This window comes from Micromonospora sp. NPDC006431 (assembly GCF_042870725.1).
Classification (GTDB): domain Bacteria; phylum Actinomycetota; class Actinomycetes; order Mycobacteriales; family Micromonosporaceae; genus Micromonospora.
In genome coordinates, this window is sequence record NZ_JBIAHQ010000037.1 from 1 (window position 1) to 20800 (window position 20800).

General features: G+C 68.0%; 21 protein-coding genes. 10 read left to right on the forward strand and 11 right to left on the reverse strand.

Annotated elements, in window-relative coordinates; translation table 11 throughout:
* The first annotated feature begins 124 nt into the window (after nucleotides 1-124).
* Entirely contained in the window at nucleotides 125-727 is a 603-nt protein-coding gene (locus tag ACFYM6_RS33460; RefSeq protein ID WP_387281503.1) for a DUF1152 domain-containing protein, read from the forward strand.
* A gap of 257 nt (nucleotides 728-984) precedes the next feature.
* Entirely contained in the window at nucleotides 985-2445 is a 1461-nt protein-coding gene (locus ACFYM6_RS33465; RefSeq protein WP_387281471.1) for a S8 family serine peptidase, read from the forward strand.
* 622 nt (nucleotides 2446-3067) lie between these two features.
* Here the strand turns inward: ACFYM6_RS33465 and ACFYM6_RS33470 are convergent.
* On the reverse strand, nucleotides 3068-3814 hold the full coding sequence (locus ACFYM6_RS33470; RefSeq protein WP_387281472.1) for a phosphotransferase family protein: 747 nt from the start codon (nucleotides 3812-3814) through the stop codon (nucleotides 3068-3070).
* A 429-nt stretch (nucleotides 3815-4243) separates the two neighbouring features.
* On the reverse strand, nucleotides 4244-4807 hold the full coding sequence (locus ACFYM6_RS33475) for an ArsR/SmtB family transcription factor (protein ID WP_387281473.1): 564 nt from the start codon (nucleotides 4805-4807) through the stop codon (nucleotides 4244-4246).
* Between the two features lie 65 nt (nucleotides 4808-4872).
* Here ACFYM6_RS33475 and ACFYM6_RS33480 point away from each other — a divergent pair, with 65 nt between their 5' ends.
* The gene (locus tag ACFYM6_RS33480) at nucleotides 4873-5442 is read left to right on the forward strand and encodes a dienelactone hydrolase family protein (RefSeq protein ID WP_387281474.1); all 570 of its coding nucleotides are present in this window, start codon (nucleotides 4873-4875) and stop codon (nucleotides 5440-5442) included.
* A 154-nt stretch (nucleotides 5443-5596) separates the two neighbouring features.
* Nucleotides 5597-6097 (forward strand): polyketide cyclase, encoded by a 501-nt coding sequence (locus tag ACFYM6_RS33485; protein WP_387281475.1) that lies wholly within the window; start codon nucleotides 5597-5599, stop codon nucleotides 6095-6097.
* A 264-nt stretch (nucleotides 6098-6361) separates the two neighbouring features.
* Here ACFYM6_RS33485 and ACFYM6_RS33490 read toward each other — a convergent pair whose 3' ends face one another.
* From ACFYM6_RS33490 to ACFYM6_RS33510, 5 genes are all read right to left on the reverse strand, one after another.
* Nucleotides 6362-6775 carry an SRPBCC domain-containing protein gene (locus ACFYM6_RS33490; RefSeq protein ID WP_387281476.1) on the reverse strand — a complete coding sequence of 138 codons (414 nt, stop codon included), beginning with the start codon at nucleotides 6773-6775 and terminating at the stop codon, nucleotides 6362-6364.
* Nucleotides 6772-7083, reverse strand: coding sequence for an ArsR/SmtB family transcription factor (locus tag ACFYM6_RS33495; RefSeq protein ID WP_387281477.1), 312 nt, complete (start codon nucleotides 7081-7083; stop codon nucleotides 6772-6774). The genes ACFYM6_RS33490 and ACFYM6_RS33495 overlap by 4 nt, the downstream gene beginning before the upstream one ends.
* A gap of 131 nt (nucleotides 7084-7214) precedes the next feature.
* Entirely contained in the window at nucleotides 7215-7796 is a 582-nt protein-coding gene (locus ACFYM6_RS33500) for a GNAT family N-acetyltransferase (RefSeq protein WP_387281478.1), read from the reverse strand.
* Nucleotides 7797-8073: 277 nt separating this feature from the next.
* Nucleotides 8074-8919, reverse strand: a complete 846-nt coding sequence (locus ACFYM6_RS33505) for a hypothetical protein (protein ID WP_387281480.1) — start codon at nucleotides 8917-8919, stop codon at nucleotides 8074-8076.
* Between the two features lie 471 nt (nucleotides 8920-9390).
* Entirely contained in the window at nucleotides 9391-9693 is a 303-nt protein-coding gene (locus ACFYM6_RS33510) for a DUF4193 domain-containing protein (RefSeq protein ID WP_387281481.1), read from the reverse strand.
* A gap of 250 nt (nucleotides 9694-9943) precedes the next feature.
* Between ACFYM6_RS33510 and ACFYM6_RS33515 the strand changes: the two genes are divergently transcribed.
* From ACFYM6_RS33515 to ACFYM6_RS33535, 5 genes are all read left to right on the forward strand, one after another.
* Nucleotides 9944-10276, forward strand: coding sequence for a transposase (locus tag ACFYM6_RS33515; protein ID WP_387281482.1), 333 nt, complete (start codon nucleotides 9944-9946; stop codon nucleotides 10274-10276).
* A gap of 927 nt (nucleotides 10277-11203) precedes the next feature.
* The gene (locus ACFYM6_RS33520; RefSeq protein ID WP_107078210.1) at nucleotides 11204-11407 is read left to right on the forward strand and encodes a cold-shock protein; all 204 of its coding nucleotides are present in this window, start codon (nucleotides 11204-11206) and stop codon (nucleotides 11405-11407) included.
* Between the two features lie 224 nt (nucleotides 11408-11631).
* The gene (locus ACFYM6_RS33525) at nucleotides 11632-12243 is read left to right on the forward strand and encodes a class I SAM-dependent methyltransferase (RefSeq protein ID WP_387281483.1); all 612 of its coding nucleotides are present in this window, start codon (nucleotides 11632-11634) and stop codon (nucleotides 12241-12243) included.
* Nucleotides 12244-12522: 279 nt separating this feature from the next.
* Nucleotides 12523-12693: a hypothetical protein gene (locus ACFYM6_RS33530; RefSeq protein ID WP_198940503.1), complete on the forward strand. Its 171-nt coding sequence runs from the start codon at nucleotides 12523-12525 to the stop codon at nucleotides 12691-12693.
* Between the two features lie 504 nt (nucleotides 12694-13197).
* Entirely contained in the window at nucleotides 13198-13728 is a 531-nt protein-coding gene (locus ACFYM6_RS33535; protein ID WP_387281484.1) for a hypothetical protein, read from the forward strand.
* Nucleotides 13729-14039: 311 nt separating this feature from the next.
* Here ACFYM6_RS33535 and ACFYM6_RS33540 read toward each other — a convergent pair whose 3' ends face one another.
* Entirely contained in the window at nucleotides 14040-14762 is a 723-nt protein-coding gene (locus ACFYM6_RS33540) for a helix-turn-helix domain-containing protein (RefSeq protein ID WP_387281486.1), read from the reverse strand.
* 37 nt (nucleotides 14763-14799) lie between these two features.
* On the opposite strand from ACFYM6_RS33540, the gene ACFYM6_RS33545 reads away from it, so the two are divergent.
* Entirely contained in the window at nucleotides 14800-16380 is a 1581-nt protein-coding gene (locus tag ACFYM6_RS33545) for an FAD-dependent oxidoreductase (protein ID WP_387281487.1), read from the forward strand.
* Between the two features lie 554 nt (nucleotides 16381-16934).
* Here ACFYM6_RS33545 and ACFYM6_RS33550 read toward each other — a convergent pair.
* The 3 genes from ACFYM6_RS33550 to ACFYM6_RS33560 form a co-directional block, all read right to left on the reverse strand.
* Nucleotides 16935-18533 (reverse strand): FAD-dependent oxidoreductase, encoded by a 1599-nt coding sequence (locus tag ACFYM6_RS33550; protein ID WP_387281488.1) that lies wholly within the window; start codon nucleotides 18531-18533, stop codon nucleotides 16935-16937.
* Nucleotides 18534-18622: 89 nt separating this feature from the next.
* The gene (locus ACFYM6_RS33555) at nucleotides 18623-19801 is read right to left on the reverse strand and encodes a cellulase family glycosylhydrolase (RefSeq protein ID WP_387281489.1); all 1179 of its coding nucleotides are present in this window, start codon (nucleotides 19799-19801) and stop codon (nucleotides 18623-18625) included.
* Nucleotides 19756-20727, reverse strand: a complete 972-nt coding sequence (locus ACFYM6_RS33560; RefSeq protein WP_387281490.1) for an acetylxylan esterase — start codon at nucleotides 20725-20727, stop codon at nucleotides 19756-19758. Before ACFYM6_RS33560 ends, ACFYM6_RS33555 begins: the two co-directional genes overlap by 46 nt.
* Nucleotides 20728-20800: the final 73 nt, after the last annotated feature.

Consider the following 20800-nt stretch of genomic DNA (forward strand, 5'->3'; position numbering starts at 1 on the left):
ATCGACCGCCGCACCTACAAGGCCACCACCAGAATCGACGTCATCACCGACGACCCTTGACGAACCAGCCACCGCCCTAACTGAACGGCGTTGCGTCTAGCCGTTACGGGCGGCGTACCGGTACCTGGTTGAACAACTCAACATCGATGCGGTGGTGCTGGTCGATGGCGGCACCGATGTCCTGCTGCGCGGCGATGAAAGCGATCTCGGCACCCCGGTGGAGGACATCACCAGCGTGGCCGCCGTGGCCGCGCTGGACGTGCCGGTCAAGCTGGTGACCAGTCTCGGCTTCGGCATCGACGCCTACGACGGCGTCAACCACGTCCCGGTGCTGGAGAACCTCGCCGCACTCGACCGCGACGGCGGCTACCTCGGTGCCCTGTCCATCCCCGGTTCCAGCCGGGAAGCGGCGCTGTACCGCGATGCTGTCGCCGACGCCCAGGCCGCCACCCCGGACCGGCCGAGCATCGTCCAAGGACAGATCGCCGCCGCCACCAGCGGCGCGTTCGGAGACATCCGGTTCACCCGCCGCACCGACCGAGGCAACCTGTTCGTCAACCCGCTGATGGCGATCTACTTCACCGTCGACCTCGACAAACTCGCCGCCCGATGCCTGTACCTCGACCGCATCGAGAACACCATCGGCAGGAGACAGGTCATCACGCGCATCCAAGCGTTCCGCGACGAACTCCTCAGCGCACGCATCCCCCGCGCCTTTCCCCACTGAATATGGATGGGATGTGCCCGACATAGGCCTGAAGGTCATGCGCGACATGGGCCACTGTCGTCCAGCAGCTCCAATCCAGCGACACCGGCCGGGCATCGCCAGTCCGCGTGGGTCGGCACGCACCCTGACGGCTGCAGTGCGAGCGGGTGGCTCCGTACGCATTCGCGCCCTTAGGACGTACCCGTGTTGCATAAGTTTGGTGATCGCCGATATCGGTCATAGACAGACGTCACACAGGCTCCCAGAGGAGGCCCCACATGCCTCGACCCACCCCCGTCCTGATCGCCGGCGTCCTTGCCGCCGCGCTCGTCGCGCCGGTCGCGCCGGCGCAGGCGAGCAACCCGCTCGCCCCGATATCCAGTGCCCTGGCGCGGACGCTGACGACAGCCTCCGGCACGATCCCGGTGTTTGTGCACGGTACGAGCATCGGCGCGGCCCGGCAGGCGGCCGCCGACACCGGCCTCAAACTCATCACGACCTGGAACAAGATCGGCGTCGCGGTTGCGCGCGGCACCGCCGAGCAGATCGCGGCCGTTCGCGGTCATGCCGGTGTCACCTACGTCGAAGGTGACCAGCCGCTGCGGCTGCACCTGTCGACCTCGAACGTCGCTACCCGAGGCGAGCAGGCGCGCGCTGAGCTGCGCGACGGACAGGGACGGCCGGTCGACGGCCGCGGTGTGTCGGCGGCGATCATCGACACGGGCGTGGACGGCACGCACCCGTTCTTCCGCAACGCCGACGGTAGCAGCGCAGTGAAGCTCAATCTGAAGAACATCTGCGGCCCGCTCACCGATCTGGGTCTGCCGCTCCCGCTCCCCAACGACTCGTGTTTCCTCGACCTGACCGCGGCCAACGACACCGACACGCTGTCGGCCGGCGGGCACGGCACGCACGTCGCGGGGATCGTCGCCGGGCGGGACACGACGCTCACCGACGGCACCCGGCTGCACGGCGCTGCCCCTGACGCCACGCTGATCAGCCTGTCGGTCGGCGCGGGACTGAGCATCTTCGGTGCGGACAGCGCGCTGAACTGGGTGCTCGAGCATCACCTGAATCCGTGCGCGGGCTGCCCGCCGATCAAGGTGAGCAACAACTCGTACGGCCCCACTGGCGGTGGGGCGTTCGATCCGAACTCGGCGACCACCAAGTTGCAGCGGGCGTTGGCCGCCGAGGGTGTCGTCACCGTCTGGGCGGCCGGCAACGACGGCCCGGACAACAGTGCCACCAACCCTCCGGGTCAGGACCCCACTCCGGGAATCATCATGGTCGCCTCCTACGACGACCACGGCACCGGCACCCGCGACGGTAGCGTGTCGACGTTCTCCAGCCGCGGGGCGGCGGGGCACCCGGAGACCTACCCGGACGTCTCGGCACCCGGATCGAACATCACCTCGGCCTGCCGGCCGTACCTGGTGATCTGCTCCACCGGTCTGGACCCGCGCAACGGCCCCGGGCCGCTGGACCTCGGCACGTTCAACACGATCAGCGGTACCTCGATGGCAACCCCGCATGTCGTGGGCATCGTCACCCAACTGTTCCAGGTCGCACCGAACGCGACCCCGGCCCAGATCGAGGACGCGCTCAAGGCCACGGCGTACAAGTTCACGGACGGCGCGGCCTACCAGACAGTCGGGCCCTACACCACCGCAGTCGACAAGGGAACCGGCCTCGTCGACGCGTACGCTTCGGCGGTACGGCTGGGGGCGACACCTGCCTGACGGCCGACCAGCTCAACGGCACGGTAGCGAGTTCAGCCGGCACTCCTCGCCGCCGACGAGGCGCCGGAGCGCCTGACAACAGGAAAAGGTCATCCCGATGGCGTTCGAGAACAGGCAACACTTCGAGCTGGGCCTGCTCCCCTGAATACCGGTAGCTTCCGGGGACCGGGCGTCCGCGATGGACAGCCCGGTCCTCCGGGTCAGGGCGGCCCGGCTGCCCTCTACACCGAGCGACGCGTCAGCACCTGCCCACCATCGGCGGGGTGCACGCTTCGTCGCCACCGGTCGGGTGCGCCGAGGGGCACTGCCTTGGTTCAGCCGGGTGGACCGCCTCGGTTACCACGATCCAAACAGCAGCGGAATTCGGATTGGCAGGCCCGGGCGGCCATGAGCGCCCCGCTCATCGGCTACTTGTCCGGACGTTCCTCCGGACGCAAGCGGTCGATCCGTAACGCTCGAATCGCGGCAGATCCGGATGCCCACGCTTGGCGTCGCATACAACGTGGGCGATGGCGCGCACGGGTCGTGAGCCACGACAGCTGCGCCTTCGCAGCGATCGGTGACAACGACATGTCCAGCCGCGCCCCTCGTCACCGCTCGTGGCCGTCGGGCTCGTGCAGTCTCACATCCGCGATCTCAGTACGTCGAACTCGCAGCCTGGCAAGGACGGGTCGAAGCCGTGTTCGATCAGCCAGCGGGACGCCAGCAGGCTGCGCAGCGACCACCAGGCGCGGATCACGTCCCGGTCGACGTCGGTGCCGTAACCGGCGAGGAGATCGCCGAGACGTTCCTCGTGCCCGAGGGTCAGGGTGGCCAGGTCGAACAGCGGATCGCCGGGCGCCGCCTCGGACCAGTCGATCACGCCGGTGACCTCGTCGCCGTCGGTGAAGATGTGGGTGATCTGCAGGTCGCCGTGCATGAACACCCGCGTCCACGGCCGAATCGCGGCCTCGGCTATCTCGCGGTTGCGATCGACCAGGTCGGCCGGCAGGACGCCGCTGTCGACGAGCCAGGCGCATTCGCGCTCGAGCTCCGCGTCCAGCCCGACGAGCTTCTTGCCGGCCCACGGCGGCGGTGGCGCGTCGTGCAGCTTCCGGATCGCAGCGCCCGCCGCGGCCCACGCCGCCGGTGACGCGGGCGACGGCTCGCCGAGACGGCCGAGTGCCTGGCCGGGGACGGCGGCGATCGCGAGGACGGGCGGCTTGCGCCACAGGACCTCGGGGGTCGGGACGGGCGCCAGCCGCATCGCCTCGACCTCGACATCGATGCGCGTCTGATCGCTGTCGACCTTCAGGAACACGTCGCCGACGCGCAGGGTCGCGCGCTCGTTATGGGCGACGACGACCGCGACCTCTTCCACGCCGGCCATTATCGCGGGCTGATCAGTGACGCCGCCACGGGTTTATTGCGTGCGAATCGAAATGCGTTACGGCGCACAGGCAAGCGACCTGGCCGACTCGCGCACATCGGCAAATTCGGACGTCTCCCACGCCCGGTCAGCGGTAAATCCCGGCACTCCGCCCACGGCTATGCGACAGGATCAGCAGCATTCTGCTGGCCGTGCAAGCCGCAATGCGAGGGGTGTCTTGGGTTGCTGATTCGGAGACTCCGCTCCGAGGCATCACCGGCTGCTGGCACGGCGAGGTCGTACCCGATGTCCGGCTGTCCGAGGACGTCGAGATGGACACGGGTGGGTGGCCTGACTTGGTCTGCCGGCGGATCGATCGTCAGTGACGACGGCAGCAGCCAGCTTGACCAGGTGCACGATCAGGCCGTCCGCGATTCTCGAGTAGGTGCATCACTGCGCCGTCGGCAGGGTCGGGTGGTCGGTGGGATAGATGCCGATCGCGAACCCGTACATGGTTTCGCCGGACCTCGGCATCCGGTCGAACTCATCAACCAGTTGCGCCATCCGGTCCCAGAACTGAGAGGCCTGATCCTGCGAGATGCGCGCATGCCGGATGAAACCCCAGAGCTTTCCCTGCTCGAACGCCTTCGCGGACTCGCGTGCAGCCACCTCGAAGTCGTTGAAGTCGCCTGGCATCTGTTCGCCAGCGGGTGATGGCTCCGCTGCCACGTAGAACATACGCGCGGTGCGCCCGTAGAAGCGCTCCTCGATCGCCCGCACCTTCCGCGTGCGCACCACCTGGAGCAGGCCGTTCCGGGTGAGCACGTCCACGTGGTGCGCGACCGTGCTCTTGGGGCGCTCGACCGCGGCCGCGAGCTCGGTCACGGTCGCGGCCCGCTCGTGGAGGAGCTGCAGGATCACCGTGCGGAGCGGGTGGCCGATGGCCTTTACCTGGTCCGGTCTGGTCAGCGCCATCCGATCGGCTAGCTCGTAGTCCGGGGGGTTGTCGGCCATGGCACAACAGACTAGCATCGCGGAACGTTCCAGAAATTTCGATCATTCGCAAGGAGTTCAACGCCGTGACCGACGTGCTGCTGTACCACCACATCCAAGGCCTGACCGACGGGGTCCGGAGCTTCGCCGACAGCCTGCGACAGGCCGGGCACACCGTGCACACGCCGGACCTGTTCGACGGCCGCACGTTCGGCAGCATCGAGGAGGGGTTCGGATTCGCTCGAGAGTTGGGGCCCGACGCGATCCGAGAGCGCGGCATCGCCGCAGCCGACGAACTCGGCCCCGGGCTCGTCTACGCCGGATTCTCCTTCGGCGTGACGATCGCCCAGCGGCTCGCGCAGACCCGGCCCAGTGCCCGCGGGGCACTGCTCATGTACTCCTGCCTCCCGGTCGCCGAATTCGGAGAGACGTGGCCCGAGGGCGTACCGGTGCAGATCCACGGCAAGGAGGGCGACGAGTTCTTCGACGAGGACCTGCCGGCCGCACGCCAGCTCGCCGGCTCCACGGCGAACGCCGAGCTGTTCGTCTATCCCGGCGACCAGCACCTCTTCGCCGACTCCTCGCTCGACGCGTACGACCCTGAGGCGTCCGCGCTGCTCATGGAGCGGGTGCGGGCGTTCCTCGCCTCCGTCTGACCGGCGTGGCCTAACTAGCTGGCCCACGCTTCATCCGGACATCGGCATGTTCGCATGCCGAGAAGCCGTGTGGGCTGGGCTTCGTGCCGCAGAGCGATCGGATCGCGGCAGATCCGGACGCCCGGGCGCAGCCGACACGGTGGAAGGTGGATGCATGATCGGTGACCGGTGGGGTGTGACGAACAGCGAGATGTTGCGCTCCTATCCGTGCGACGACTTCGTCTCCTCCCCCGCGCTACAGGCGTGGCGGGGGGTGCGGGTTGAGGCGCCCGCCGCAGCGGTGTGGCCGTGGGTTGCCCAAGTGAGGCTTGCGCCCTATTCCTATGACTGGCTCGACAACCTCGGTCACCGCTCACCTCGACAGTTGATGGGCCTACCCGAGCCCCAAGTCGGAGAAGCATTCACCACTGCTGCCGGACGGAAGTTGGGCAGGATCGTCTCGGTCGACCCCGGCAAACAGCTGACGGGCACCATCATGGGTTCCTTCATGTCCTACGTCCTTGTGCCCGAGGAGCAGGACAGGACGCGCTTGCTGCTCAAGGTCGTCATGCAGACGGCCCGCTGGGCCGCCCTCGGACTGTCCGTCGGCGACCTGGTCATGGCGCGCCGGCAATTGCTGAACCTGAAGCAACTCGCCGAGCGCCGCCAGCACTAGGCCGTGTCTCCTGGATCATGGCTGGGAGCGGTCAGGTTTCGCGCGTAGCCAGATGAGGATGTCGGCGATCTGCACGGTGGCCCGGTAGCGGCTTGTGCGGTTCGCTGGTGGGGCGCCTGCAACAGACTCGGCCAGGTCGCAGCGTCAGGACGCATGGGGCGTGATCTCGTTGTGGCGTGGCTGCGGCCGGATGTCTGCGGCTCATGCCGGCACTCAGGACCGCGTTCGGGCTGCCAGCGGGCTTAGCACCGCCGGGCCCTCACATCAGTCGATGAGCTGGGTCGCGGCCTGTGCCAGCTGCGGCAGCATCTGGTCGCGCCATCCGGGTGCCATGCGGTTGAAGGCATCTCGTTCGGACTTCTGATCGAGGTCGAACCCGCTGTGCTCCAAGAACAGACGGGTGCAGTGGCCTTCAGCGACCAGGCGCCAGGTCAGCGTCCAGGTCTGATTAAAGGTGTAGACGAGCTTCTGTTCCGGGATGACCTCGACGACTTCACAGGCCACCGCTCCCCAGCCGGGCATTTGGAGGTGGAAGCGGTGACCGACGACGGCGGCGATGTCGCCGGGAACCCACCAGCGGGCGTGCAGTTCGGGTTCGGTGAGCGTGCGCCAGACCTTGCTCGGTGGGGCTGCGATGAACTGGTCGATAGCGATGGTGTTAGTGCTGGTCGCGGTCATTCGTCCTCCTCGGCGACATCGGCGAGCGTGCGCAGCCGCTCGCGCCAGAATCGTTCGAACGGGTGGAGCCAGTCGCCGACCTGGGCGAGCGGCTCCGCGGTCAGGTGGTAGCGCCGTTGCCGGCCTTGGGCTTCGTCATGTACCAGCGCGGCACGCCGCAGTATCTGTAGATGCTCGGCGACTGCGGGTCGGCTCAGGTCGAACTGGTTGGCCAGGTCGCCAGCCGTTCGCGGTCCCTCGGCGAGAAGCTGCAGTAGTCTGCGGCGGATCGGGTTTGCCAGCGCGAGGAACACGTCGTCTTCAGGCACCGGTCCAAGATATGTCGGAGGTTGCCGACATGTCAATGATTTCCGACGCGTTAGGGCTGAGGCCCGGGCCGCCTCGAGGTTTTTGCGGGCCCGGTCGTAGCGCATGGTGGTGCGCGGGTCGGAGCGAGGACTCAGCGGGCGGGCACCGGCTCGGACGACGGCCGCCACTCCCGCCTGATCAGCCCGTAGACCCACGAGTCAGAGACCTCGCCGTTCACGACGCAGTCTTCCCGCAACGTCCCTTCACGCACGAACCCGAGCTTCTCCAGCACGCGGGCAGATGCCACGTTGCGTGTGTCGGTCTCAGCCTGGACGCGATTCAGGTCCAGCGCGTCGAATGCCCACCGCAGCAAGACGCGCGCGGCCTCCGTCGCGTAGCCGTGGCCCCACGCTGCATCGTCGAAGCAGTAGCCCAGCGATGCGCTGCGGTAGTCCGGATTCCACTGGTTCAGGCTGCACCAGCCGATGAACGCCCCGTCGGAGACACGATCCACGGCCAGCCGCGCCCCGGTGCCCCCCTCTGCCATCTGCCGGCAGGCCGTAATGAACCGCTCGGCGCGCACGTGTTCGCTCCACGGTGGCGCGTCCCAGTAGCGCAGCACGTAGGCGTTGCTGTGCAGCGCGAAGAGGTCGTTCGCATCCGCGTCGTCGAAGGGACGCAGTCGAAGGCGAGGGGTGTGCAGCGTGGGGGTGGGCAGCGACATGCCCGTCATGTTCCCTCCCGTGATTGATGCCCGATCAACCAGACATCCGGTGCCGGCCACTCGCAATGGGTTTTCTCGGCGGGGCGGGCGGAACGACGTGCTCGCTCATCGGCAGTTCCGGGCGCCTGCCGGCGTGCCGTCCACCCTCACGTTACGTGACGCTCGGATCGCGGCATAGAAAGACGTTGCCGCGCGGTGGCCGATGGCGGGAGGTAGGAGTGTGACCCTGCGGCCGCGCAGCTGCGTCTCCCGCCAGGCGGATACCAGCATGTCTGACGTGCTGCGATCAGGGGCCACCGAGCAGTTGCTGGCGAGCCGCGACGAACTCCTCGTCGGTCAACTCGCCGCGTTGATGCTGCCGGACCAGCACCGACAGTTGGGAGATCTGGTCGTCCGTCGGACGGGCTGCCCCAGCGACCGGCGCCGGCGCCGAGCCGCCCAGGTAATGAGTAGCTGGCGGCGGTGCCAGCTGGCTGACCGGACGGAAGAAGCGGTTGGCTGAGGGTCGCGCGAGCAGCAGGACGACGACGATCAAGGCGAGCATCGCGAAGAGGGCAAAGCCGCCGCTGAGGTACCGATAGGCCGGCGGGTACGCGGCCGGCAACCGCTGGACGAACGTGTTAGTTCCGGAGGCGTCACTGCTGAAGGCGGACACGTAGGCGATTCCGCTGAAAGCGGGCGTACCAGCTTGGCCCAGCCCGCAGAAGCTGCACATCAGGGACAGACCGATCGCGGTCCAGGCGATGATGCGGCCCGCGAAGTGCCCCGCACGCACCGAGGCCGCGATACCCAGTAGGACCAGTGCTGCCACGGCGGTGATCAACGCCGCGACGTAGGGCAATGCCGAGGCCACTGGCTTGAGAGCGTCAAAGGCACGTGGGTCGACCTCGGAGGCGTTCAGTGCCTCGCGCACACGGTCCGGGAATGCAGCTGCCCCAGCGGCGACCGCCACCGCGTCTGCGAGATACCCGACGGCCACGACGGTCATCAGAGTCGCTGCAATCGTTACCGATCGCGGCCGTCCACCGACCTCCGCCCCATCCACCATCGGCACTCCCTTCTCAATGGTTGCCGGTGACGCTAGCAGTCGGCCGTCAATGGTGCGCGATCGGTCGAACGCCTCGAACAGCACGGCGGACCCGCCACATGCGGGTCGCGGCTCACCAGGCGACGCCGTGGAACCATCGAAGCTCACCTTCGCCGAGGCGATCCCGTTTGTCCCTGGTGAGCTCTTCGGGCCGGCCGAAGAGCTCACCACGGCCGCCCTACGGCGGACGCCCCTCCTCCACAATCCGTGGTTGGTCGATCACGCCGGCCGCCTCTTCTCAAGATCCCTGTCGTTCGTCTTTCCGCAGGTGGTGCTATACGGTCAGCACGTGAGAATCGAGCGTCATTGGTGGAACGGCGACCGGAGCCTGCGGGGGCGTCGCGACGTCTACATCCGCACCGACGGCCAGCGATGGGAAGTAGAGGCGCAAACCGGCGGCATCGCAGGCCGGTCGAAGCTACACCCCTGTCCGAGTCGGGCGTCGGCAAAGATCCTCGCCGACGCGTGGCTGGGTGGCCGTCCGGAGTGGCGGGAAATGGTGCCTGGCAGCGGACGTCAGGAGCAGTCCCGGCAGACCTCCCGGCCGTCGGGCTGCGCGGCGAGCTGACTGCGATGGTGCACCAGGAAGCAGCGCGCGCAGCGAAACTCGTCCGGCTGCATCGGCACGACAGCCACGGTCAGTTCCTCGCCGGACAGGTCCGCGCCGGGCAACTCGAAGTTCTCGGCAGCCTCGGCCTCGTCGAGGTCGACTTTCGCTGACTGCGACGCCGCGCCGCGCGCCTTGAGTTCGTCCAGGCTATCGTCTTCAACCTCAACGGGAGGGCGGCGCGGTGCGTCGTAATCGATGGGCTTGCTCATGGTGATGGCCTCTCCCGCTTGATATGGGTGTCACGACGGTAGACCGCGGGTGGCATGTCGTGGTGCTCAAGAGAGCGGTGGAAGGGTAACGCTCGCCCTTGGAGGCGAGGGCACCATCGGCGGTGGTCGCCACCCAGACGGGGAATACTAAAAACTCCCCACTCCCCCGGCCATGGCCGGTCCCGAAGGGGGGCACTGCGAGACGAAGCCCCGGACCGGTCGTTGCCGTCTGTCGCCCTCCGGCGAAGAGGTGATTCGTGAGCAGGTCGCGAGTGCACGCCCGGGTTCTTCGCCTCTGACGGCATCGACATCCTCCGTACCCGCCGCAAGCGCCGCGGCCAGCCGACGCGGCATCACGCACACCATCCCCGAACGCGCCGACCAGCAGGCCGGCCGCCGCCGACGCGGCAGCCGCAGCGGCCGACCACCGATGTTCGACCGAGAGCTCTACCAGCGACGCAACGTCGTCGAACGCTGCTTCAACCGCCTCAAGCAGTGCCGCAGCGTCGCCACCCGCTACGACAAGACCGCCACGTCGTACCAGGCCACGATCACCATCGCGGGGCTACTGCAATGGATGTGACCCTTTGCAGGCACCGCCTAGCGAGCAGCGATGGGCGCGGCCGCCCGCTGCCGATCGGCGTCACCCTCGACATCGAACGGGGTGCGCAGCCGAGTCATCGAAGCCGAACTCACGTCGACGGCAGGTGTGCGGCCGGAAGGCGCATCTGCTGCCGGTGCTTCACGGAATGGACTTAAGTCATGCGTGGTTACATCAGTCAACAGCTGCTCCAAAGTTTGCGCGCCAACACGCGACTCACCCGCCCACATATGCAAGCCGGGTGCGGAAGATGAGCGGGGTGGATCCGGCCGCTCGCCGGGGCAGCGTCGGATCCGTTTCGCTCGGCCCGCCAAACCCTAACCCAAAAGGACCATCGGGTACGGCTTGGGCCGGGTGCCGGTAGAATGATCAAGCACTCCGCCGGTTCCGACCACGGCCTGCATCTGACGTCGACCACCACGCGCCGCGACCGATCGGTCAGTGCTGGGCAGGGCGACCCACTCCCACGTTGAAGACTCTCTGGCAGCACGCCGCCCCGCCTCGTGACGCCTCCCGTGGCGCCGACGGCGGCGCATAGCGGACGACGCCACAGCGCCACGGGGCAACCGGCCCGCCGCGTAGCGACGGCCGCGCGGCGCCGAACAGGCTCGAAAAGAGGTCGCCGAACGAGTGGCGTGGAAATCACGTCCGCGCCGCAGGGCGTGGCGGCGTTCTTTCCGGCACGCGGGTTGGTAGCCGGCGCGGCCTGTGCTGACAGCCAAGGCACCGCGGGCGGCGTGCCCGTGCTAGCGTGAGCGTGTTGCAAGCTTTGGTTTGTCGCATACTTTGCCAGCGCCTGGTGGGTATCCAACCCGCCGGGCGCTTTTTGTTCTGCCGGTTCTTCCGGACGAGCAGCGGCGACCATCGGGGGCCGTAGGTGGCTCCATCAGCTACTCCAGAGGAGAAGACATGGCATTCGGTACAGTCAAGTGGTTCAACGCGGACAAGGGTTTCGGCTTCATCACGCAGGATGACGGCGGCGCTGACGTCTTCGCCCACTTCTCCGCCATCTCATCGAGCGGGTTCCGCAGTCTGGACGAGAATCAGCGGGTCGAGTTCGACGTCGAGCAGGGCCAGAAGGGGCTTCAGGCCGCTAACATCCGTCTGGTCTGACGTTGACTCCGCGGAGCCGTGGCGGCGAGGCCTCGCCCGTCGCCACGGCGGCGGCTGAGACCACGGACCGGCGAATAGTGGTCCGTTCCGACGCTACGGTCGTGCCCGGCCTCGAACCGCTGGTGTTGTACGCGCTGTCCGCCCCCGAGTGCGCGCCCGGGACAGGCAGCATCGATCGGCTCCGGCTGGCCTCGGTGCCGCTGGTGCCAGAGGTGCGACTGGTCATGGCCGAGGACGCGATCGTCCTCTGGGCCCGGCTCGAAGCCGAGGCGGGGCACGTCCTCCCGCCGCCGTTCTGGGCATCGGCCTGGACCGGCGGACAGGCTCTCGCGCGTTACATCCTCGATCACCCGGACACGGTGGCCGGTCTCCATGTCCTCGACGTCGCCTCCGGCTCCGGACTGGTCGCCATCGCCGCGGCGATGGCGGGCGCCGCCGGTGTCACCGCCAACGACATTGACCCGTACTCGATCGCGGCAATCAGTGCCAACGCCCACGCCAACGGCGTCGACCTGACATTGTCGTCGAGTGACCTGCTTGACGGCGACGGTGACGGCGTGGATGTGGTATTGACCGGTGACGCTCTCTACCACCCGTCTGTGGCGGCCCGGATGCTGCCGTTCCTCGCCCGTGTCGCGGCGAAGGGCGGTCGGGTCCTCGTCGGCGATCCGGACCGAGGCCACGTGCCTCATGACTGGCTGGAGCGGGTGGCGACCTACAAGGTGCCGGTGAGCAGCGCTCCGGAAGACGCGCAGCTTCACCTGACGAGCGTGCTCAAGCCACGACGCGAGCAGGTGGACGACCGGTGGGGCCGGGCCACGCAGTTGCAGGCGTGAAGCGCCGGACAACTCTCCTGGCCCTGGGGTGCGGAAGGTGCTGCGGCAGGCCCGTGGGTATGTTGTGGCTGGACGCCCCGAAGACCGATCGTGACGATCGGGTTTCGCACCGCCGGCCCTCTGCAGCCGACGAACTAGACGCACCGCACTGACCGTTCAAGCCTGTCTCCAGCCGGTGCCGCGCAGCAACGCGTCCGGCCGACGGCTCACCTCAGGGCGGGCATGGACGGGTCCGACAGCATCCAGATTCATTGTGCGCGAAGGGAGCCGATACAGCCGATGAAGATCGATAAGAGTAAGGTCCTTGAGGCCCTGCGCCAGCGCGGCCAACACAGCCGGGCCGATTGGGTCGACCGGGAGCTGCCGGACCGCATCGACACCGCCCAGCACTCAGGCATACTCGCGACCCTCAATCTCAACCCAGCCGATTTCGCCGATCCGCCGTCGTGACGACGCTGACCTCGGCACCTCCGGTGGCCGCCGTGTTGGCCGGGGTAACCGCTGATGCGAGCAACGGACGGCAAGCGTCCTGCTGCAGCGGCCAGACGGCTGGCTGGCTGGCTGGGCAGCTGCGCACTCCGTGTGAAGCAGGACGCTGCACCCGCCTTGACCTGCGGAAACACGAACCGCAGGTCGGCGCGGGTGCCGTTGGACGCTGTTTGGCGCCGTTGCGTGCAGTTGACCGCCGTTCAACGCAGCCGGCTGCTCCCACCCCGCTCCCCCGATCTTGGCTGCACATCGATGCACACGGTGAAGTCCCCTTCGTGGTCGCCGGTGTGATGCAGTGGTACGGGGACCAGGGCGGATATGACGACGTGTCCGTCTTCGCCGGTTTGACTGACGCCTAGCGGTGACCAGAGATTGTCGGCGGCGTGGCCCAACCGCCTGCGCTGCCCGGCAGAATGTCATGGCGCTAAGCGATTGGCTGTTGTGGCCGACAGCGGAGGAGGTCTCATGGGCTACAGCTTTGAGTGGGTTGATCTGCCCGAACCTGCTGCGGCTGCTCGCTTCCGCTACCAAACACACCTCGAACTCGGGGATCTGTGCCGACCATGCACGGACAAGTACCACTCACTTGCGGATGCCTATCAGTTCCATCTGAACACCGCCGGCATGGCCTTCTGCCGCGACGGTATGCGCCGCACGGGCATGACCTACCAGGCAACCCCGCAGCCCTTCCCCGCCTGGCCGTTCGATGACATCGACGACTGGCGGTCTGCCGATCAGAGCCGGCGTGACGCCTACAACGAGGCCGAACGGGCGGCGTCGGCCCAGACGGTCGCTGGAATGGTTGGCATCCCGGAGTTCAAGCTGACGAGTAATGGCCCATGGCTGGTAGGTGCGAGGGAGATCGAGCAAGCGTTGACCTTCTACCAAGCTTCATCACCCAGCCTCCGCGCAGAGTTGGAGGGGGACGACCTCTGGGTGGCCTGGCTCGACTGGCTGAGGCGGACCGTCAGCCACGGCGGCTTCACCGTCCAGTGACCCCCCGCACCGTCCGCCACAAGAGTCGAGTCTTCATGCCGACTCGGCTGGGTAAGCACACATTTCCCCTGTAGGCGTAGGCCCCACTGGGACGTCCGTGGGGGCCTACGCCTACTCGTCGGGTGACGCGAGGGCCATCATCACTGTGCCCGTCGTCTGGTCTTCGAGCTTGGCCGCCGTGAACTCGAGATACGACGACGCGATCGCCCACGAGTACCAGAATTCTGCGTGACCTGCGTGGACGAGGTTTTCGGCAATCGCACGGTGCCGGCGAGGGTGGGGAGATCGTTCGCTGCGCCGTCCCTCGTTACTCAGACGCGGCTGTCGTGCCGGTACTGCGATGGCGACTGGCCGGTGTGGTTGCTAAAGACCCGGCTGAGGTAGAACGCGCTCCGATATCCGCAGCGCTCGGCGATCGCTTGCAGTGTGTCGTCGGTCTCGGTCAGCAGCTCCCGTGCCTTCTGCAGCCGGACGCTGCGGAGGTACGCGACCGGCGTGACGCCCCGGACGGCCCGGAAGCGTCGTGAGAGCTGCGTTGGGCTGATGCCGAGTGCCGCGGCCAGTTCACCGAGCGAAAGGTCCGGTGAGGTGAAGTGGTCCAGGATCAACACTGTCGCTTGCCGCACCAGCTCGTCTCCGGGCGCGCCGCGGTGGGCGCGGAGCATCATCAGGATGAGGTCGGTGACGACATGAGCGGCCAGCAAGCCGGGGTGGGCTTCGGCGGCTTCGAGCATCGCGAGGTCGGCGCGGCACCGGTCGACGTCCGGTACGCGCGTACGGCCGATCGGCGGCTTCAGCTCGGTGCTGAAGCGCGCATGGAAGAAGGAGGTCGGAGTCTGCATCCGGCGCCAGAGCGTGCCGCCCGGCGGGCAGACGACGATGTCGCCGCGCTTCGCAACCCCTCGCGGTCCGCCGGAGACCTCGAAGGTGAAGGATCCGGTCCTCGGCAGCAGCAGGCACCAGTCGTCGTACCTGTCGGAGCTGAGGCTGAACTGATCCTGGGACGGGGCGAGCAGGTAGCCGTCCAGCGTCACCATGGCAAAAAAGTATATGCGGATGGCTGGAATTGCTATGCCCAAGCAGATTCCCGCAGCGGCAGAGTGCATGGGTATGACGACTACAGCCGATGTCTGTGTCTACGGAGGAACGCCTGCGGGTTGCATCGCCGCGATGACGGCGCATCAGGAGGGCGCGTCCGTGATCCTCATCGAGCCGAGCCGCTGGCTTGGCGGCATGCTGAGCTCGGGTATCAAGCCCCGGCAGGACTGCCCGATTTCCGCGATCGCGGGCGGCCTGACAAGCGAGGTGGTCTTCGGCTTCGGGGACAACCCCCGCAGCGTCATGCTGGCTTTCCACGAGTGGATCGAGAGTGCGGGCGTCGAGGTGATCTTCGAGCGCCGCGTTCGTTCGGTGCGGCGAGAAGGCAACCGCATCACCGCCGTCCAGCTGGAGACCTCGCAGCCGGACCGGTGGGGTGTTCCGTTGCCGGCTTCGGAGTCGGTTCCCGACATCGTCGTGCAGGCGGCGGTCTTCATCGACGCTTCGTATGAGGGCGACCTGATGGCACTGACCGAGGTCCCCTACCGTACCGGACGCGAGTCACGAGACGCCTTCGGCGAACAGGTCGCCGGCGTTCGCCCGGTCACGAACTGGACGCCTATCGACCCGTACGTCGTACCGGGGGACAGCACGAGCGGACTGCTGGCACTGGTAGAGGGGGATCACGGTCTGCCCGTCGGCGCGGCCGACGACTACACGCAGGCGTACAACTTCCGCTTCTACGTCACGACCGACCCGGCACGCCGGGCTGAGCTCACTCCGCCCGACGATTACACTCCCGACGACTTCGAGCTGGTACGGCGTTACGTCCGACATCTGGGATCCGACGTTGAAGCGCTGCGCGGCATCTTCCCCGGTTGGCTCAACTCGGGTGAGTACAACTACCAGCGCGCGTCACTGATCACCAACGCTCCGGTCGGAGTGAGCCGCCAGTACCAAGACGGCGACTGGGACGACCGTTCGCGGCTGTGGCGGTACCACATCGACTATCTCCGCGGTATCCACCACTTCCTGTCGACGGATCCCGCCGTACCTGAGGAGTTCCGAGCGGAGACAGCGACCTACGGCCTGGATGCGAGCGTCTTCCCGGACACCGGCGGCTGGCCACCGCAGCTCTACGTGCGGGTGTCGCGGCGGCTCGACGGGATCTACACCGTCACATACGCGGACGTTGTCAACCAGACGGATCCCAGCGACAGCATCGGCCTCGCCCTGTTCGGCGTGGACGTCTACCCGGTACGGCGGATTCCACATCGCGATCCGACGACCGGGCAACTCGGTGTGGCGACCGAGGGCGACATGTTTCTCGGCGGCCACATGGGCACCGGCGAGCCGTATCCGATTCCCTACCGGGCGGTCACCCCGAAGCAGTCCGACTGCGGAAACCTGCTGGTCCCGGTCTGCCTGTCTGCCACTCATATCGGCTACGCGGCTACCCGGATGGAACCGGTGTTCTGCGTCCTGGCTGAATCCGCAGCGGTTGCCGCGGTGCAGTCCCTGCGCGAACACACCGACGTGCAGGACATCGACGTTGCCCAACTCCAATCCCGACTCGTCGAGCGCGGCCAGGTCATCGCATGGACCGCCACATAGGCCCTCAGATCCTCACTCGCCGGATGCGCGGACACTGTCGCCGCCGGGCCATGAGGATCACCGAAATACAGCCGCATCGGGCACCCTTTCGCCGCTCGACCGGCGAGCATCATGACGACCTGCGGGTTGGACCGGGCGAAGAAGGGCCGGGCACGCAGGGTCGGCGTCTGCGGCGGCACCACCTCGTCGCCGGTACGGGACTCACGTGCCCTCACCGGACGCGGCGGCGGTGATCTCGTAGGAGCCTGGCCAGAGGCCGCGTCACTGTCTTGTCCACCCTCGCCCGGCTGGTGCGTGCCGACCTGCCGGTCAGGACAGGACGGACATTGTCATGACCAGCAACTCGTCACCGCTGGCGTGGCTGCGCTCGTTCGGCACCCCGGTGCTGGTCGGGATCGAGGGCATCGGCGCCGCTGGCAGGGGGCGTCCGACCCGATCGACGCCGGTGCCGCCGCCCTCGCCATCCACCGCACCGGCATGCCGAAGCTTCTCGGAACCCCGCAGGCCCGGCCCAGGTGGACGCGATGTGATGTTCCTTCTCTTCCCGGGCGGATTCACGGTGCTCGGTGTGTGCGGATCTCGTCTGGCCAGGCGAGAGTGACGCCGAGGGTGTCGTTGAGCAGCCGCTGGTAGTCGGCCAGGTGGGTGTGGTCGATGCGGACCTTGCGGGGTGGCACGCCCCGGTCGAGGCAGTACGCCGCCATGGCGCCGGCGGCCTCGCCGATGCTCCACTCGACCGGGTGCAGCCGGTAGCAGCCGTTGGTGATGTGGGTGGTACCGATGTTCTTGCCGGCGGCGAGCAGGTTGTCGACCCGGATCGGGATGAGGGCGCCGAGCGGGATCTGGAACGGGTACGACTCGATGTCGACGTAGGTGCGCCCGGCGGTGCTGGGGTGCAGGTCGATGCGGTAGTGGCCGATGCCGACGCTGTCGGAGAAGGCCTGGCTGCCGGCTCCGGGTGGGCGGGCGTCGACGCCGACGTGCTGCTCCAGGACGGTGAACTCGGCCTGGATGCGGCGTGATTCGCGGATGTAGGGGGCGATGGCTAGTCCGTCGGTGGTTCCGGTGACGTCGCCCCGCAGCCGTAGCCCGGGGTATCCGGTGCCGTCGCCGTTCGGGTGCGGTGCCTCGGTCTGCATCCAGTACAGGAACGACAGTGACAGGTCGCGGGCGCCGTCGAGCGCGGCGGCCCGGGTGGCGTCGTCGACGCCGAGCAGCGGGGCCTGCCAGTAGTCGATCTGCGGCCAGTTGACCAGGGTGACGTCGGCGAAGGCGGTGCCGGTGAATTGGCGGGCGGCCAGGATTCGCCGGTAGTGCCACAGGTCGTCGGCGGGCCCGCTGCCGGGGTCATCGCGGAAGATGGGCCGCTTGCGCGTACTGAGGGTGATCGGTTCGACGTCGATCCAGGACAGCTGCGGGCCGGGCCAGAACGGGGGGACCGTGGTACGCCAGAAGTCGTAGCCTGCCGGGCGGTCGATGGTGTGATCCTCGCCGGGCCGGTGTTCCAGGGCGAAGCACCAGGAGATCGCCTGCTGGTTGAGCGGGTTGGCGACCGGCAGCGCGTGGGGTTCGCCGGTGGTGTCCTGGCCTTCAGCGCCGATGACGTGCTCGACTCCGGCCAATGGCAGCAGGTCGCCGAGTTCGGTGGCGTCGAGGATGTAGTCGGCGGTGACGGTGATGTCGCTGCCGTCGGGGCGGCGCAGGGTGACCGCGGTGATCTGCTCCCCGGTCGTGTCGGCCGCGACCGGTTCGTGCTGCAGCAGGACCGTCACGCGACCGGCGGACTGCCACGGTGCCAGCAGCTGATCGATGACGGCGAGGGCCGAGCGGGGTTCATGGCACAGCCGACTGACGTGACCCAGGCCCGGGTTGAGCAGCGGATCGGCGGCGGCCCGTGGCGTCAGCGGGTAGTTGTCCCGGTAGTGACGGCGGATGCGCTGCCGGAAGTCGGCGTAACTGACGGCGGCCAGCTGGGTCTCGATCCAGGCGTTCTCGTCCGGTGGCACCGCCTGGCTGGTGAGCTGGCCGCCGAGCCACTCGGTGGCCTCGGTGAGTATCACCTTGCGGCCGAGCTTGGCGGTGGCCAGCGCGGCGGCGACGCCGCCGACTCCCCCGCCGACCACCAGAACATCCGTCTGCAGCTGCGTACTCACGCAGTCGTTCCCCTCTCGCACTCGGGTTCATTGGCCGGTCGGCCGGGGTCGGGCTCCACTGGCGCGTCGCCACCGACGAGCTGGCGCACTCATCGGGCGTCCTCGCGTACGATCCGTGGGCCGGCGTCGGTTCCCAGCTGGGCGAACCATTCCGACGCGAAATCCAGGTCCGGAACAGTTCCCGCCGGCAGCGGAATGCCAGGTGCGGCAGGCTCGGGTGGCGTGCTGTGAGCCCGCAGCTCAGCGATCACGTCGCGGACCCGCGCCCCGACCGGCTTCACGGAGTTGTCCGTGTCGATGAGACCGAGCCCGTACTCGAGCTCGTCGAAGCCGCGGAATCGGCGATCGATGTCGTGCGACGCCCACCACGTCACAGCGGTGACCTCCGGGATCGCGGCGATCCGCCGTAGCATCCGTTCGGCGAAGTCCGGCACCGTCGCCCGCTCGAGCCAGAGGTCGGACACGCCGACCTCCTGCACCCACAGCGGCTTCCGCCGTCCGCCGAGGATCGCCAACGCGACCTGGGCGAGGTAGTCCGGGATCGCCCACGCGCCGCGCTCCTGGTCACCGAACCGCGCCAGCGCCCTGGTGAAGTACGGCCAGGCGTGGATGGCGACCAGGTCCGAGATGTCCACCACCGCCTCTGCGCTGAGCGCGCAGTCGCCGGTCATCCAGGGTTCGTGATCGACACCAACAGTGACTGGTACGCCCGGAGCCCCGGCGCGGGCGGCCGTGACCATGCGGCGCGCCCAGGCATCGCAGGCGCCTGACCCGAGCCCGGACTGTCGCATGAGAACGTTCGGCTCGTTCGCGATGTCGAGACACCACAGGGCCGGGTGCGCCGAGACGGCCCTGGCGGCTGCGGTCACCAACAGCGCGGCGGCTTCCACCGCGTCTGGCTCGGTGAAGGGATTGGCATCCCGCAGCCAGGCGGGACGGAAGTCGAAGCCGCTCAACCAGCCGTCGAGCACTGTCGGGCAGACTGCCAGGCCGCGCACTTCGGCGAGGTCGAGCAGGCGTACGAGCCGGTTGAGCATGGCTGAGGAGACGTACGCCGGGTTCGGTTGGAACAAGGGCCACAAGCATTGGATGCGCACGTGGTCGAAGCCGAGTCCGGCGATGACGTCGAGATCACGCGCGATGGCAGAGTCGTTCCAGTCGACCCACGCGTACCACCAGTCGCGGCTGGGCAGGTAGTTGACGCCGTAGCGGACTGGGGTGCTCACCGGCCCAGCCGATCCGCGAGGAACGCCGCCTGGAGCGTCCACTGACCCGCGGCTCCACCTTCGTGACCGTTGTAGGAGTGCACCGTGATCGTCTTGTCCCCCGCGTACGCGTTGTACGCGGCGAACACCGTGGACGGAGGGCAGGTCTGGTCCATCAGACCGACCGAGAAGAGCGCCGCCGCGGACGCGCGAGAGGCGAAGGACACCCCGTCGAAGTACGACAGAGTCGTGAAGACCCGCTCCGTCATGCCTCGTTGCACCGCGAGGTATCGGACGATCTCCTGGTACGGGTCACGCTCGGTGAGACCGACCGCCCGCTCGAAGTGACACAGCAACGGGACGTCCGGCAGGGCGGCGGCGAGGCCGCCGGACAGCCCGGCGGCGGCCAGCGCGATGCCGCCGCCCTGGCTGCCTCCGCAGACCGACACGCGAGCGGCGTCGACCAGCGGATGCTCCCGAACAGCGTCGATCGCGCATACGGCATCGGTGAACACCCGGCGGTAGTAGTAGGTCTCGGGGCTGTCGATGCCGCGGGTCATGACGCCACTGGCGGCAGGGCCGCTGCCGTGCGGATCGGGCGTGAGGCCGCCGACGCCCCACTGCGCCCCCTGCCCGCGCGTGTCCATGACCAAGAACGCGTATCCGGCGGCAACCCAGGGAAGCCACTCGTGCGGCAGGCCGCGACCCGCACCGTAACCCAGGTACTGCACGACGGTGGGCAGCGGCGCCTCGGCATCGGCCGGGACGAGCAGCCACCCCGCGACCGGGTCACCCGCGTACCCGGAGAACCGCACGTCGAAGACCTGGCATGCCGCCAGGGGTGACTCGACCGGCGTGAATGACGGCTTGTCGCCTGCGGCGCGTGCGTCGGCGAGCGTACGCGTCCAGAAGTCGTCGAAGTCCGCCGGTTCGCGGACCTCGGGCCGGTAAGCGCGGAGTTCGTCGAGGGGGAGGTCGAATCGAGGCATGGGGTTCCTTCCGAGATCAGGCATTCGGTCCGTGCGGACGAGGGCGGCCGGCAGTGCAGCGGTAACCTTTGGG

Bases quoted from the DNA above. Each gene is read 5' to 3' on its own strand.
- ACFYM6_RS33465 (WP_387281471.1), top strand. From the start codon at position 985: ATGCCTCGACCCACCCCCGTCCTGATCGCCGGCGTCCTTGCCGCCGCG.
- ACFYM6_RS33470 (WP_387281472.1), bottom strand. From the start codon at position 3,814: ATGGCCGGCGTGGAAGAGGTCGCGGTCGTCGTCGCCCATAACGAGCGC.
- ACFYM6_RS33475 (WP_387281473.1), bottom strand. From the start codon at position 4,807: ATGGCCGACAACCCCCCGGACTACGAGCTAGCCGATCGGATGGCGCTG.
- ACFYM6_RS33485 (WP_387281475.1), top strand. From the start codon at position 5,597: ATGATCGGTGACCGGTGGGGTGTGACGAACAGCGAGATGTTGCGCTCC.
- ACFYM6_RS33490 (WP_387281476.1), bottom strand. From the start codon at position 6,775: ATGACCGCGACCAGCACTAACACCATCGCTATCGACCAGTTCATCGCA.
- ACFYM6_RS33500 (WP_387281478.1), bottom strand. From the start codon at position 7,796: ATGACGGGCATGTCGCTGCCCACCCCCACGCTGCACACCCCTCGCCTT.
- ACFYM6_RS33510 (WP_387281481.1), bottom strand. From the start codon at position 9,693: ATGAGCAAGCCCATCGATTACGACGCACCGCGCCGCCCTCCCGTTGAG.
- ACFYM6_RS33520 (WP_107078210.1), top strand. From the start codon at position 11,204: ATGGCATTCGGTACAGTCAAGTGGTTCAACGCGGACAAGGGTTTCGGC.
- ACFYM6_RS33525 (WP_387281483.1), top strand. From the start codon at position 11,632: ATGGCCGAGGACGCGATCGTCCTCTGGGCCCGGCTCGAAGCCGAGGCG.
- ACFYM6_RS33530 (WP_198940503.1), top strand. From the start codon at position 12,523: ATGAAGATCGATAAGAGTAAGGTCCTTGAGGCCCTGCGCCAGCGCGGC.
- ACFYM6_RS33535 (WP_387281484.1), top strand. From the start codon at position 13,198: ATGGGCTACAGCTTTGAGTGGGTTGATCTGCCCGAACCTGCTGCGGCT.
- ACFYM6_RS33545 (WP_387281487.1), top strand. From the start codon at position 14,800: ATGCCCAAGCAGATTCCCGCAGCGGCAGAGTGCATGGGTATGACGACT.
- ACFYM6_RS33560 (WP_387281490.1), bottom strand. From the start codon at position 20,727: ATGCCTCGATTCGACCTCCCCCTCGACGAACTCCGCGCTTACCGGCCC.